Here is a 14,338-nt window from a genome sequence, read left to right as displayed (position 1 = left end):
GGCGGACATTGTTCCAGCCCTTGCAGGATTTGTGAACCCATCAGCACCGAATCAATGGCCATTCCCGGAATGCCCACCGGCATGCCCGGCCCCCTTACCCGCGCCCTCGCCCGCCGGCCCGGCCTTGCCGCCTTCATGCTCACGCACCGCGCCGGCAGCCCTGGCTTGCCCGACCGCCTTGCCCAGTTGCTCGACCGCCGCCAGGTTGCTCTTGCGGGCGCTGTCGACAAAGCCCTGGAACGGCACATCGGTTATACCCACCAGCCCAAAGTGTCCGTTTTCGCCATCCAGCAAGCGACCGGTCACCGGCTGGTCCAGGTACTGAAACCAGTGCACGCCAACAATCGACGGCTCGGCCATCGCCTGCTTGAGAAAGGTGGCGTACGCCGCACCACGATCCTCTTCCCGGGCCAATTGCGTCACGCCGCCCCAGAACGGGCCACGGTCGGCGGAGCCGACGTTGAATTCGGTGATCAGCACCGGCTTGTCCAGCGCACGCAACGCGGCGAAGTCGTAGCCGTCCTGAGGCTTGAGCGTATACATGTTGAAACTCAGCACATCGCAATACTGCGCACACGAGGCCACGGCTTCGGGCGTGCTCACCGCATAGCGCCCGCCCAGCAGCAACTGGTTGGGCGCATGCCATTTCAGCGAATCGGAAATGGTCTTGAAGTAGGCATCGGCGAAGGTCTTCTGGAAATACTTGAAGTCGGCTTCGATTTCCGGGTGCTCAGGGTTGGGCATCGGCGGTTCAAAGCCCGGATCTTCCATCAATTCCCAGCCTGCCAGTTGAATGCCCCAGGCTTTGGAGAGGCCTTCTTCGTTGCGGTATTTGTCGCGCAGTTGCTTGAGGAACGCACGCTTGGCCGGGACGTCGGTGGTCATGCGCAAGGTGCCGTAGGCGAGCGCATAGCGGGATTTGGGATCATCACCGGGACCGGCCCAGGCCAGTTCGTTGTCGGCAAAATAGCCGATCAGCCAGGGGTCGTCGCGATGGTCGCGGGCCGCAATGGCCACGGCGCGCTCGGTGGCCATGGCGAAGCGCGGGTCGAACGGATCGGGCATGCCACCCCACCAGTCGGTGCCGGTGCTGATGCTGGCGTAATCGCCGACGATCGACAGCGGCAAGGTGTACGGCACGCGTTCGGCGTCGGCCAGATCCTCGTCGCTCCAATTACCAATGGTGTTGAAACCCCAGGCTTGCAGGCGGTCGAGGGAGTGGTTGACCCAACGCTTGTGGTCAAAGTGTTCGCTGCCGTAGGTACGTTGCAGGTTGGCGCCGTAGAAATCGTACCAGCGCCCCGAGGCGAAGTTGCGGCCTTCGCCCGAGCCGTTGCCGGTGCGGTTGTCGCTGCTGCCGTAATATTTGTCGAAGGGTTCACCAGCCTTGGGCAGCGCAGCGAACATCCATTCGCGACCGCCCACGTAGGTCTGGTTGTTGTCCGCAGCCACGGTGTTGACGCCCAGCGAGTAGAACGGATGGCCCTGCGGCGTCACCAGGTACCAGCGCCCGTCGCGCTTCTCGGTGCGGAAAAAACCGCTGGCCTCGAAGGCCGGCCCCTTGTTCCAGCCCCCGAATGTGTCCAGTGAGGACGTGTCGCGCTCAGCCAGCCAGCCCTTGAGCTGTTGTTGCTCCCGGGCAGCGGCGGCCTTGAGTTGCTCGTCACTGCTGACCTTTTCCGGCCAGCGCGCACGGGTGGACTGCCCATAGGCGTCGACCAGTTCGCCATAGGCCGCCTTGATGACCGGTTCGATATCCTGCACGCCAAAGCGCTCCAGCAGAATGCTTTGGGCGACATTGGGCTTGAGCATCGACAACGTCACCGACACCACCTGGCTGCGGTCGATTTCTCCACTGCTGGCGGCGAGCAACACGCGCTGGCCGTCGAGGCTGATCGGCATCGGCGGGCCGGCCTTCATGCCCTGGCTCAAGGGCGAATTGGCCTGCAGCGGGACCACCAAGGTCTGCGCCGGGCCGGCCGGCAGGTCGATGCGGCTGACCAGGGTCTTGCCGTCGCTGCTCTGCACCTTGACGTAGAGGGTCAGCGCCCAGTCCATGGCGCTCTGTATACGCAGGCTCATGGCGCCGGACTGCGACCAGTCCCAGGTGCCGCTCTGGGGGCTGAGCACCAGGCTCGGTTCGTCCGCAGGGCTGAAGGTGATGCGGCGCAGCACCTCGCCTTCGGCCGTTTGCTCGGCGTTGTACTGCGGCAGGCTGGCGTCCTGGGTCGCCACCTTGACCACATCGGCGGGGCGCACGAAGTTGAACAGCGTTTGTTGCCCGGACGGCGCGGCCATCAAGGGCGCGGCGAACAGCAGGGCAAAAAGAGCGGGCAGCGTGCGAATCATATGAGCAAGGTTCTCCAGACGGCCGATGAATGGCCTGATGAAATACGTCGATAACAGAGACCACGAAGTGGGCGAATTCGCCCACAGTGGCTTAGGAAATTTCACGCCGGAACGGCGGCAAGGCATTCAGAATAGCCTTGCCATAGCGCTGGGTGACCAAGCGCCGATCAAGCAGCGTGATGGTGCCCCGGTCTTCCTCGGTACGCAGCAGGCGACCGCAGGCCTGCACGAGCTTGAGTGAAGCATCCGGCACCGAGATTTCCATGAACGGATTGCCGCCGCGCGCCTCGATCCATTCGGCCAGTGCCGCTTCGACCGGGTCATCCGGCACCGAAAACGGGATCTTCGCGATCACTACGTGCTCGCAGTAGGCTCCCGGCAAGTCCACGCCTTCGGCAAAGCTGGCGAGGCCGAACAGCACGCTGGAATCGCCGCCATCGACCCGCGCCTTGTGCTTGTTCAGGGTTTCCTGCTTGGACAGGTTGCCCTGGATGAACACTTGCTTGCGCCAGTCACGGTCCAGACCATCGAACACGTCCTGCATCTGTTTGCGCGAGGAGAACAGCACCAGAGTACCGCGCGACCCTTCAACCAGGCCCGGCAGATCACGGATGATTGCGGCAGTGTGGGCCGGCGCATCACGCGGGTCAGCCTTGAGGTCCGGCACGCGCAGCACGCCGGCGTCGGCATGATGGAAGGGGCTCGGCACCACGGCCGTGACCGCCTTTTTCGGCAGGCCGGCACGCATGCGGAAACGGTCGAAGGTGCCCAGGGCGGTCAGCGTGGCCGAGGTCACCAGGCAGCCATACGCCACGTTCCACAGGTTGCGGCGCAGCATTTCGGCGGCGAGGATCGGGCTGGCATTGACCTCGATATCAAACAACGCGCCGCTTTCCGACAGGGTCAGCCAACGGGCCATGGGCGGGTTGTCTTCCGGGTCTTCAACGGTGAAGGCGGTCCACAGCTCCCAGTTACCCTGGGAACGGGACAGCAGGCTGCCGAACAGCGGGTACCATTCCTCGGCCTGATTGCTGGCGATGCCGATGTTGACCTCGCCGTCCATGCCTTCCTTGAGCAGATCGGTGAGGCGCGTGAACAGATCGGTCAGGCGCGAAAAGCCCTTCTTCAGTTCAATCCCCATTTCGCGCATGTGCTCGGGGATCAGCCCGCCAACGAAGCGATGGCGCGGGCGCTCACGGCCTTCCACGTCTTCGCCGGGCTTGAAATCGGCCACCTGCTCGCAGGCGCTGAACATGAACTGCTGCTGGGTCTTGATCTCGCGCGCCAGCTCCGGCACCTGTTCGATCAGCTTGCCCAGGTCGCCCGGCAGCGGGTGCTGGGCGAGCAACTTGGTAAGGTTCTTGGCGGTGGTTTCCAGCCAGTCGGCGGTGGAACGCAGGCGCGTGTAATGGGCGAAGTGACCGATAGCCTTGTCCGGCAGGTGGTGGCCTTCGTCGAATACGTAGAGGGTGTCGCGCGGGTCCGGCAGCACGGCGCCGCCGCCCAGGGCGAGGTCGGCCAGCACCATGTCGTGGTTGGTGACGATCACGTCGACCTTGCCCATGCCTTCGCGGGCCTTGTAGAAGGCGCACTGGCCGAAGTTGGGGCAATGTCGGTTGGTGCACTGGCTGTGGTCGGTGGTCAGGCGCGCCCAGTCGGCATCTTCAAGGGCGGTGGGCCAGCTGTCGCGGTCACCGTCCCATTTATTGCCGGCCAGTTTCTCGATCATGCTGGTGAACAGTTTCTGGCTGACCTCATCGACTTCGATCTTGAAGCCTTCCTCTTCGAACAGCGAGGCGGTAGCGGTTTGCGCATGACCTTCCTGCAACAGCACGTCGAGCTTGGACAGGCACATGTAGCGGCCGCGCCCCTTGGCCAGGGCGAAGGTGAAATTCAGGCCGCTGTTGCGCATGAGGTCGGGCAGGTCCTTGTAGACGATCTGCTCCTGCAGGGCGACGGTGGCGGTGGCGATCACCAGGCGCTTGCCGGCGGCCTTGGCCGTGGGAATCGCGGCCAGGCTGTAGGCCACGGTCTTGCCGGTACCGGTGCCGGCTTCAACGGCCACGACCGCAGGCTCACCCTCGCGGCGACCTTCGTCGTCGGTGTCGATATCCCCGAGGACTTTCGCCACTTCGGCGATCATCAGGCGCTGGCCGTAGCGCGGTTTCAAGCTCTTGGCTTCGAGAAAACGCGAGTAGGCGCCCTGGATCGTGGTTTTGAGTTCAGTGCTGATCATGGATAGTCGGGCGCAAAAAACGCTGGATAAATTTTCAGTGGTTCGGATCGGCCGCTATCATACCCCGCTAATTAATCCCGCGCAGAACGGAGTACCACAATGACCGTCTTCAGCCTCGCTTACACCCTGCATGTACTGGCCGCCCTGATATGGGTTGGCGGTATGTTTTTCGCCTGGATGATCCTGCGCCCCGCCGCTGTGGCGGCACTTGAGGGCCCTGCCCGACTCAGGTTGTGGGCGAATGTGTTTCAACGTTTTTTCGTGTGGGTATGGATGGCGGTGCTGGTTTTGCCGATCAGCGGTGTGGGACTGCTGCAACTGCGCTTCAGCGGCTTTGAAACGGCGCCGCGTTACGTGCAGGTCATGATGGGGTTGTATCTGGTGATGACGGCGTTGTTTATCCGCATCCAGGCGTTGAAGTTCCCGCAATTGCGCGCGGCGGTGGCGGCCGAGGACTGGCCGGCGGGCGCTGCTGCGCTGGGGCAGATTCGCAGGCTGGTGGGGATCAATTTGATTGTGGGGTTGGTGGTGGTGGCGATTGCTTCGGCTCGGCCGATGTTCTGAGGCGGCCTTTAATCCGCTATCGGGGGCAAGCCCCCTCCCACATTTGAAGGTATTCACAGTTCAACATGTGGGAGGGAGCTTGCTCCCGATAGCATCAGGCCAGGCAACTCACAGCCGCTGGAGGGTCACAGACCCCGCAGGCCCGGCCGGCCCCGGCTGCCCTTCCAAACCAGGCCGGCCCTTGTCGCCGCCATCGGCGCGGTACACCACGCATCCCTTCGATTGCCCGCCCTTGCCGGGTTTACCCGCAGTACCGGCCAAGCCACCAGGCCCGCCATCGACCCAGACCTTGATGCTCTCGGCCGGGAAGTCCTGCGGCAGTTCAACCCGCACCGTCGCCCCTGCTGCACCCGGCAAACCGTCGCCGCCGTTATCACCGTTGAAACCGCGGCCGGCCGAACCCCAGGTGCAACCCGGGTCTTCACCATTGGCGCCATCGAGCCCGGCATAACCCTGGGCTCCGGCGCCGCCACGGGCGTCCACCAACAACGTTTCAGCCGTCAGCGAATTGATCCGCAACGTGAGATCGCGCCCTGCCCTGGCTGGTTTTTCATGGGTGCCCGGGGCTCCGCGCGAGGTGATCTGGCTGCCATGTTCCAACTGAGCCTGGCGCACCTGCAACTGCAGGGCGCTATTGCCCGGCACGATGGCGATGCGTGCTTCGCGGCCCAGGTGCAGTTCATCCACCGTCACCTGGCTGATCGTCGCCGGAATCAGCAAAGTGCCGTAATCCGCTACGTCCAGGCGCTCGAGTTGCAACACGCTGGTGCTGCTGGGCAGGCGCATCAATGAGTTGGTTTCGACACTGACGCTCTGGGCCAGGGCAATGGGGCTGACCAACAGGGCCAACAGAAAAACCTTACGCATCATGGGGCTCCTGACTCTTTTCAAATTGTTATCCGGGCCACAGTAACGACTTCTGCAGGCTATTTGCCAGTGAAGCATCAAAAAACTTCAGCAGCGTTTTTTCTGTCTCCCTGGCTCTAGGCCCGCGGGCGCAGCCGCGCTAGTCTCTACGGCTCTGATGTGAGGATCTGTGATGACCGCCGGTATTTCTGCCCATACCCCCCAGCAAGCCTTGGCCGCCCTGCTCGACCTGCACCAGCCCAAACGCCTGCTGCTGTTGGGCGCCAGCCGGTTTCCGGCGCTGGAGGCGTTTAAACAGGCGCACCCCGACACGTTTATCGCCGTCGCCGAACCCGGTCCGCTGCCTGCGCACCTGGCGGCGCAGCGCTTTGACCTGGCGCTGGCGGTCGATTGCCTGGAACACCTTTCCAAGCCACAGGGCCTGACGCTGCTCGGCGGCATCCGCAACCTCAATGCCAGTCGCATCGCAGTGCTGGCAGACCTCGATGCCTGCGGCTGGAGAGACACCGACTTCTTCTCTTTGGCCCTGCAGGCCGGCGAGCGCTTCCAGCGCGACGAACAAGTGCTGACGCTGTTCACCTACGATCTGCTTGACTATAAACAGGTGCCGGACTGGCTCAATGCCCGCTTCTGGGCCAACCCGGAAAATTTCGGAAAGTATTGGTGGTAACCCATGAGCACACCCATTTGCCCCTGCGGCAGTGGCAACCTGCTGGATGCCTGCTGCGGCCATTACCACAACGGCCACCCGGCTCCCTGCGCCAGCGCGCTGATGCGCTCGCGCTACAGCGCCTATGTGCTGGGCCTGGTCGATTACCTGGTGGCGACCACGCTGCCGGCCCAGCAACCCGGCCTCGACCGCGCCGCCATCGCTGCCTGGAGCGCGCAGAGCACCTGGCTGGGGCTTGAGGTGGAGCGTTCCGAGGTGCTCGGCGGCCAGCCGGAACATGCCTTTGTGACCTTTACCGCTCGCTGGCATGACAGCACGGGTGAACATAGTCACCGCGAACAGTCTTCTTTCGTACAGAATGACGGGCGTTGGTACTTCATCGATCCCACCGTTGAGGTGAAGGTCGGGCGCAATGATCCGTGCCTGTGCGGCAGCGGACAAAAATTCAAGAAATGTTGCGCAGGCTACCTCTAACACCACCAGAACAGGGACACGCCATGCTTCGTATATTCAGCTTGATGCTGGCGTTGACCCTGGGTCTTACCGGCTGCGCCTCGTGGTTCGAGGACGATTCGCCGCCGCCTCACGTCTCGCTGGTCAAGGTCGAAGTGGTACGCGCCAAGTTGCTGGAGCAGAAATTCAGGCTGTATTTTCGCGTGGACAACCGCGACGACGCCGACCTCACCGTGCGCGGCCTGATCTACAAGGTCAGCCTGGGCGACTTCGTGTTGACCGAAGGCGAGTCCAACGAATGGCTCACCGTGGCGCCGCGCAGCCATGCGGTGTTCAGGGTGTCGGTGCGCACCAACCTCTGGCCGCAGATCCGCGAGGTGGTGCATATGCTCAAAAACCCCGACCGGCCCGTGCCCTATCGCCTGGAGGGCGAGCTGAAAACCGGCTTGTTCATCGGTAATGACGTGCAGGTGGCCCACAATGGCGAGATAATCCCCGGCGATTTTATTCCGGAGCGACATCGATGACTCAGCAACCCCATGTCCATGGTCCTGACTGCAACCACGATCACGAGCACCATGATCACGACCACGGCCATGTCCACGGCCCCAATTGCGGCCACGCTCATCAGGAGCCGGTGCGCAATGCATTGAAGGACGTTGGCCGCAACGATCCCTGCCCCTGCGGCAGCGAGAAAAAATTCAAGAAGTGCCACGGGGTGTAAGTCACCCTGAAGCTGTAAAGGTGGGAGGGGGCTTGCGCCCGATGGCGGTGGACCAGTCAACAGATGCAGCGACTGGTACTCAGCCATCGGGCACCAGCCCCCTCCCACGTTGATGTGCGATGTTTTACCCAAAACTACCCCCGCAGGAGCTTTGCCATGGCCTCGCCAGCCCTCTTACGTTTTCTTCCCCGGTTCGGCGTTGCCGCGGCAGTGGCCAGTGCGTTAAGCCTGGCCGGTTGCCAGCTCCAGAGCACCCAGGACACCCTGCCGCCCGTTGCCGGCGTGCAGCCGCTCAAAGGCCTGGCCCAGAATGTGTCGATACGCCGCAACGCCCAGGGCATGCCGCTGATCGAGAGCAATACCTTCCACGATGCGCTGTTCAGCCTCGGCTATGTGCACGCCAGCGACCGCATCACCCAGATGGTCACCCTGCGCCTGCTGGCCCAGGGCCGTCTGGCGGAAATGGCCGGCCCTGACGTGCTGGATGTCGACCGCTTGATGCGCGCCGTCAACCTGAAAAAAAGCGCCGGCGAGCTGTATAACGCATCGAGCCCACGCCTCAAGCGCTTCTTCGAAGTGTATGCGCGCGGGGTCAATGCCTACCTGTTCCGCTACCGCGACAAGCTGCCGCCGGACCTGGCCCAGACCGGCTACAAGCCCGAATACTGGAAGCCGGAAGATTCGGCACTGTTGTTCTGCCTGCTCAATTTCAGCGAGTCGGCCAACCTGCAGGAGGAGCTATCCTCGCTGGTGCTGGCGCAAAAAGTCGGCGTCGACAAACTCGCCTGGCTCACCCCCAGCGCGCCGGACGAACCCATCCCGCTGGCCGAGGCAGAGAAGCTCAAGGGCGTGAACCTCAGCCAGATCACCGGCCTCGCCGGGCTGGACACGGTCAGCCAGCAACTGAGCACGCTCAATGCGCTGGCGGTGACCACCTCGAGCAACTGGGCAATCGGCCCGCAACGCAGCCGCAGCGGCAAGAGCCTGTTGGCCAACGACCTCGCGGCCCAGCCGCAAGCGCCGTCGCCGTGGAGCTACGTGCAGATCCGCGCGCCGAAATACCAGGCCGCGGGCGCCTCGATTGCCGGCCTGCCGACTCTGTTGTCCGGTTTCAACGGCAAAGTGGCGTGGAGCATGAGCACGGTCAAGGGCGACACTCAGGACCTGTTCCTGGAGAAGGTCAAACGCCAGGGCAGCGCGTTGTACTACGAGAACAACGGCAAGTGGCTGCCGGCCGGCGTGCGTAACGAAACGTTCTTCATCAAGGGCCGTGGCTCGATTCGTGAAGTGGTGTACGAAACCCGCCACGGAGCCCTGCTCAACAGCAGCCAGGCACTCACCAGTGGTTTTGGCCTGGCCCTGCAAACGGCCGACCTCAAGGACGACAAGAGCCTGGATGCGTTCTTCGACCTGTCCCGCGCACAAAACATCGGCAAGGCGTCGGACGCCACCCGCGAAATCCGCGCGATTGCGCTGAACATGGTGTTCGCCGACGCCAGCAGCATTGGCTGGCAGGTCACCGGCCGCTTCCCCAACCGCCGCGAAGGCGAAGGCCTGCTGCCCTCGCCGGGCTGGGACACGCGCTTTGACTGGGACGGCTACGCCGACGCGATGCTGCACCCTTATGACCAGGACCCGGTCCAGGGCTGGATCGGCACCGCCAACCAGCGCACCGCGCCGCGTGGCTATGGCATGCAACTGTCCAATTCCTGGGACGCACCGGAGCGCAGCGAGCGCCTGGCGCAACTGGCCAACGCCGGCAAGCATGACAGCCGCAGCATGATCGCCATGCAGTACGACCAGACCACCCCATTCGCCGCCAAGCTCAAGACCATGTTCCAGGCGCCAGGCATGGCCCAGCCCTTGAAACAGGCGATTGCTGCGCTGCCTGCGGCCGAACAGGCCAAGGCGCGTGAAGCGCTGGGCCGCCTGATGGCGTTCGATGGGCGCCTTGCGCCATCCTCCGCCGACGCGGCGGTCTACGAGCTGTTCCTGCAAGAGAGTACGCGGCAGATCTTCCTCGACGAACTCGGCCCGGACACCAGCGCCAGTTGGAAAGCCTTTGTCAGCAATGCCAACCTCTCTTACTCGGCCAACGCCGACCACCTGCTGGGCCGCGAAGACAGTCCGTTCTGGGACGATGTGCGCACGGCGCAAAAAGAAGACAAGCCCACTATCCTTGCCCGCAGCCTCGCCGCCGCGATCAGCGCCGGCGACAGCCAACTGGGCACTGATCACAAGGCCTGGCAGTGGGGCAAACTGCACAGCACCACCTGGAAGAGCACCAGTGGCCAGGTCATCCGTGGCCCGTTTGCCAGTGGTGGCGACCACAACACCCTGAACCCGGCGCCGTACAGCTGGGGCCAGAGTTTCGACACCACGCAGGTGCCGGCACTGCGCATGATTGTCGACTTCGGTCAGGTGGAACCGATGCTGGGCCAGGGCGGCAGCGGCCAGTCCGGCAACCCGGCCAGCCCCGACTATGCCAATGGCATCGACCCGGCGCTCAAGGCGCAGTACCTGAGCTTCCCGATGCAGCCGCAGAACTTCGAAAAGGTGTATGGCAAAAACCGGCTCACCCTGACGCCTGGCAAGTAACCCGGAAACTGAAGAAACCGAGTCACCATGTGGGAGGGGGCCTGCTCCCGATAGCAAAGTGTCAGTCACTGCATTTATTGACTGATCCACCGCTATCGGGAGCAAGCCCCCTCCCACCGTTGAACCCCATGCATTCAGATAGAACTTACCCGCGCGCCCCCGCCTCAAAATAGACAAGCCCACCTCCCCGGTCACCCCATGGACCTTGTCATCGCCCGCCCCGAAGGCCTCTACTGCCCCGCCGGAGATTTCTACATCGACCCCTGGCGCCCGGTGGAACGCTCCGTCATCACCCATGCCCATGGCGACCACGCCCGCACCGGCAACCAGCATTACCTGGCTGCGGCGCCCGGCGAAGGCATTCTGCGCTCGCGCCTGGGCCAGGACATCAACCTGCAAACCCTGGCCTACGGCGAACGGCTGGTGCACCACGGCGTCACCCTGAGTTTTCATCCGGCCGGGCACGTACTCGGCTCGGCCCAGGTGCGCCTCGAATACCAGGGTGAAGTCTGGGTCGCATCCGGCGATTACAAGGTCGAACCCGACGGCACCTGCGCGCCGTTCGAACCGGTGCGCTGCCACACGTTCATCACCGAATCCACCTTCGGCCTGCCGATCTACCGCTGGCAGCCCCAGGCGCAGATCTTCGCCGGCATCAACGACTGGTGGCAGGCCAACGTCGCCGCCGGCAAGGCCAGCGTGCTGTTCTGTTATTCCTTCGGCAAGGCCCAGCGCATTCTGCACGGCATTGACGCGAGCATCGGCCCGATCCTCAGCCATGGCGCCGTCGAGCCCTTGAACCGGGTGTACCGCGAGGCCGGCATTTACATTCCCGAAACCCTTTACGCAGGTGACTTCAAAAAAACCGACCCGCTGTTGCGCAAGGCGCTGATCATTGCTCCGCCATCGGCTGGCGGCAGCAGCTGGATCAAGCGCTTTGGCGACTACAGCGACGCCTTCGCCAGCGGCTGGATGCGCCTGCGCGGCACACGGCGGCGGCGCGGCGTAGACCGGGGGTTTGTGCTGTCCGACCACGCCGATTGGCCGGGCTTGCTGTGGGCCATCGAGCAAACCGGCGCCGAACGGGTGATGGTCACCCACGGCTCGGTGGGTGTATTGGTGCGCCACCTGCGGGAAAAAGGCCTGGACGCCCAGGGCTTCACCACCGAATACGGTGACGACGAAGAAGAGGCCACCGCATGAAGGCCTTCGCCGAGCTGTACGCCAACCTCGACGCCACCACCTCCAGCAATGCCAAGCTGGCTGCATTGCAAGCGTACTTCCTGCAGGCGCCGCCAGAGGATGCCGCCTGGGCGGTGTACTTTTTATCCGGTGGCCGACCCCGGCAACTGGTGCCGACGCGCCTTTTAAGGGACATGGCCACGCAAGCGTCAGGCATCGAAGCCTGGCTGTTCGAAGAGAGCTACCAATCGGTCGGGGACCTGGCCGAGACCATTTCCCTGCTATTGCCCGAATCCACCTACACCTCGCAGGATGGCCTGGCCGTTTGGCTGGAAGAAAAACTGTTGCCCCTGCGCGGCCTGTCGCCAATGGACCTGGCCGAACGCCTGCCCGCGCTGTGGACACAGCTGGACCAGCCCAGCCTGATGGTGTGCATCAAGCTGATCACCGGCAGCTTTCGCGTCGGCGTGTCCAAGCTACTGGTCACCCGTGCCCTTGCCGCCATGGCCGATCTGGACAGCAAGCGCGTGGCGCAGCGGCTGGTGGGCTACACCGATTTGTCCAATCGTCCTACGGCCGAAGGCTACCTCAAGCTGATTGCGCCTGAATCATCCGACGAACACGCGCAACGCGGCGGGCAGCCCTATCCGTTTTTTCTGGCCCATGGCCTGTCGCAGCCGGTCGAGCAATTCGACACGCTGCTCGGCTCGCCGAATGACTGGCAAGTGGAATGGAAGTGGGACGGCATCCGCGCACAACTGGTCAAGCGCGAAGGCCGTTTGTGGATCTGGTCGCGAGGTGAGGAGCTGGTGACCGAGCGCTTTCCCGAGCTGCACAGCCTGGTCAGCGGCCTGCCGGACGGCACGGTGATCGACGGCGAGATTGTGGTGTGGAAAGGCGCGGTGCAACCCTTTGCCCTGCTGCAGCAGCGCATTGGTCGCAAGACGTTGAGCAAAAAAGTCCTGGAGGATGCCCCGGTCGCGGTACTCGCCTACGACCTGCTGGAATATCAGGGCGAAGACTGGCGCAACCATGTCCAGGCCGAACGCCGCGCGCAACTCGAACAGGTCATCCGCGCGTGCGACCAGCCCGTGCTGCTGCCCTCGCCGTTGTTGCAGGCCGACACCTGGGAAGCACTGGCCGAACAGCGTGAAGCTTCGCGCAGTCTTGGCGTGGAAGGCATGATGCTCAAGGATCGCAAAGGCCTCTACGGCGTTGGCCGCACCAAGGACATGGGCCTGTGGTGGAAGTGGAAAGTCGATCCGTTCAGCGTCGATGCCGTTTTGATCTACGCCCAACGCGGCCACGGCCGCCGCGCCAGTCTGTACAGCGACTACACCTTCGCCGTGTGGGACGGGCCGCCCGGCACCGAGCGCACGCTGGTGCCGTTTGCCAAGGCCTATTCGGGACTGACCGACGAAGAAATGCGCAAGGTCGACGCCATCGTGCGCAAGACCACCGTGGAAAAATTCGGCCCGGTCAGCAGCGTGACGCCGAGCATGGTGTTCGAGTTGGGGTTTGAAGGTATTGCCCTGTCCAAGCGGCACAAGAGCGGGATTGCGGTGAGATTTCCACGGATGCTGCGCTGGCGCCAGGACAAGGCGGTGGAGGAAGCCGATAACCTGGCCACCCTGCAGGACCTCCTCGCCTGATACAAATCCCTGTGGGAGCAAGCCCCTCCCACAATTTGATGCTCGTTAATGGTCCGAATGAGTGCACGGTATTTTCGATGCCCATTTTTGGGCATCGCCTACACTCCCAACGCCCTCGCCTTGCCTTTTAAAACGCTCATTCGGAACTATGGTGCAGAAATTGCTACTTGAGAGCCGTCTGACACCGTTCAGTAACAGTCCTAAACGCGCCACAAGCGCTTATCTTGGTTTCCAGGGATTACCTAATGAAAAAAGCATTGCTGACCCTTTCTGCACTGGCCCTGTGCATGGCCGCCGGTGTAGCCACGGCCAAGGAATACAAGGAATTGCGTTTTGGTGTGGATCCCTCCTACGCGCCGTTTGAATCCAAGGCCGCCGATGGCAGCCTGGTGGGCTTTGATATCGACCTGGGCAACGCGATCTGCGCGGAACTGAAGGTCAAGTGCAAATGGGTCGAAAGCGATTTTGACGGCATGATCCCGGGCCTCAACGCCAACAAGTTCGATGGCGTGATTTCGTCGATGACCGTGACTGCAGCCCGTGAAAAGGCGATCGACTTCTCCAATGAGCTGTTCTCGGGCCCGACCTCCCTGGTGTTCAAGAAAGGCGCAGGGTTCTCTACGCCGGAATCCCTCAAGGGCAAATCCGTGGGCTACGAGCAGGGCACCATCCAGGAAGCCTACGCCAAGGCCGTACTGGATAAGGCCGGTGTGACCACCAAGGCCTACGCCAACCAGGACCAGGTGTACGCCGACCTGACCTCCGGTCGTCTGGACGCTTCGGTGCAGGACATGCTGCAAGCCGAACTGGGCTTTCTGAAGTCGCCGGCCGGCGCCGGTTACGAAGTCAGCGCCGCCATCGACGACCCGTTGCTGCCGTCGAAAACCGCGATCGGTATCAAAAAAGGTAACAAAGACCTCAAGGCCCTGCTCGATAAAGGTATCAAAGCGTTACACGATGATGGCACCTACGCCACCATCCAGAAGAAACACTTCGGCGACCTGAACCTGTACAGCGGTAAATAACACGCTGGCGCCCATCGC

12 protein-coding genes are annotated in these 14,338 nt (G+C 63.0%); 9 read left to right on the top strand and 3 right to left on the bottom strand.

Annotated features, from left to right (window positions below):
- Positions 1 to 51: 51 nt before the first annotated feature.
- Both LUB09_RS06000 and dinG read right to left on the bottom strand, forming a co-directional pair.
- Positions 52 to 2,349, bottom strand: coding sequence for a beta-galactosidase (locus LUB09_RS06000; RefSeq protein WP_231422007.1), 2,298 nt, complete (start codon positions 2,347 to 2,349; stop codon positions 52 to 54).
- A gap of 91 nt (positions 2,350 to 2,440) precedes the next feature.
- Positions 2,441 to 4,585 carry an ATP-dependent DNA helicase DinG gene (gene dinG / locus LUB09_RS05995; protein WP_012722636.1) on the bottom strand — a complete coding sequence of 715 codons (2,145 nt, stop codon included), beginning with the start codon at positions 4,583 to 4,585 and terminating at the stop codon, positions 2,441 to 2,443.
- A gap of 99 nt (positions 4,586 to 4,684) precedes the next feature.
- Here dinG and LUB09_RS05990 point away from each other — a divergent pair, with 99 nt between their 5' ends.
- Positions 4,685 to 5,149: a CopD family protein gene (locus tag LUB09_RS05990; RefSeq protein WP_231422005.1), complete on the top strand. Its 465-nt coding sequence runs from the start codon at positions 4,685 to 4,687 to the stop codon at positions 5,147 to 5,149.
- 108 nt (positions 5,150 to 5,257) lie between these two features.
- On the opposite strand, the gene LUB09_RS05985 is transcribed toward LUB09_RS05990, so the two are convergent.
- Positions 5,258 to 6,016, bottom strand: coding sequence for a collagen-like protein (locus LUB09_RS05985; protein WP_209989621.1), 759 nt, complete (start codon positions 6,014 to 6,016; stop codon positions 5,258 to 5,260).
- Positions 6,017 to 6,188: 172 nt separating this feature from the next.
- Here LUB09_RS05985 and LUB09_RS05980 point away from each other — a divergent pair, with 172 nt between their 5' ends.
- From LUB09_RS05980 to LUB09_RS05945, 8 genes are all read left to right on the top strand, one after another.
- On the top strand, positions 6,189 to 6,686 hold the full coding sequence (locus tag LUB09_RS05980; RefSeq protein WP_209989618.1) for a DUF6231 family protein: 498 nt from the start codon (positions 6,189 to 6,191) through the stop codon (positions 6,684 to 6,686).
- A gap of 3 nt (positions 6,687 to 6,689) precedes the next feature.
- A complete protein-coding gene (locus LUB09_RS05975; RefSeq protein WP_209989615.1) occupies positions 6,690 to 7,160 on the top strand; it encodes a YchJ family protein in 471 nt (156 codons plus the stop codon).
- Positions 7,161 to 7,183: 23 nt separating this feature from the next.
- Complete coding sequence (locus LUB09_RS05970; RefSeq protein ID WP_057007815.1) at positions 7,184 to 7,666, top strand: LEA type 2 family protein; 483 nt, start codon at positions 7,184 to 7,186, stop codon at positions 7,664 to 7,666.
- Positions 7,663 to 7,863, top strand: coding sequence for an SEC-C metal-binding domain-containing protein (locus LUB09_RS05965; protein WP_003231158.1), 201 nt, complete (start codon positions 7,663 to 7,665; stop codon positions 7,861 to 7,863). Before LUB09_RS05970 ends, LUB09_RS05965 begins: the two co-directional genes overlap by 4 nt.
- Positions 7,864 to 8,019: 156 nt before the next feature.
- Positions 8,020 to 10,461, top strand: a complete 2,442-nt coding sequence (locus LUB09_RS05960) for a penicillin acylase family protein (RefSeq protein ID WP_231422004.1) — start codon at positions 8,020 to 8,022, stop codon at positions 10,459 to 10,461.
- Between the two features lie 198 nt (positions 10,462 to 10,659).
- On the top strand, positions 10,660 to 11,664 hold the full coding sequence (locus LUB09_RS05955) for a ligase-associated DNA damage response exonuclease (protein WP_057007813.1): 1,005 nt from the start codon (positions 10,660 to 10,662) through the stop codon (positions 11,662 to 11,664).
- Positions 11,661 to 13,295 carry an ATP-dependent DNA ligase gene (locus LUB09_RS05950; protein ID WP_231422002.1) on the top strand — a complete coding sequence of 545 codons (1,635 nt, stop codon included), beginning with the start codon at positions 11,661 to 11,663 and terminating at the stop codon, positions 13,293 to 13,295. The genes LUB09_RS05955 and LUB09_RS05950 overlap by 4 nt, the downstream gene beginning before the upstream one ends.
- A 245-nt stretch (positions 13,296 to 13,540) precedes the next feature.
- Complete coding sequence (locus LUB09_RS05945) at positions 13,541 to 14,320, top strand: transporter substrate-binding domain-containing protein (RefSeq protein ID WP_003231167.1); 780 nt, start codon at positions 13,541 to 13,543, stop codon at positions 14,318 to 14,320.
- Positions 14,321 to 14,338: the final 18 nt, after the last annotated feature.

The organism is Pseudomonas sp. Leaf59 (assembly GCF_920984685.1).
GTDB lineage: Bacteria > Pseudomonadota > Gammaproteobacteria > Pseudomonadales > Pseudomonadaceae > Aquipseudomonas.
This window is presented reverse-complemented; position numbering and strand designations above follow the sequence as displayed.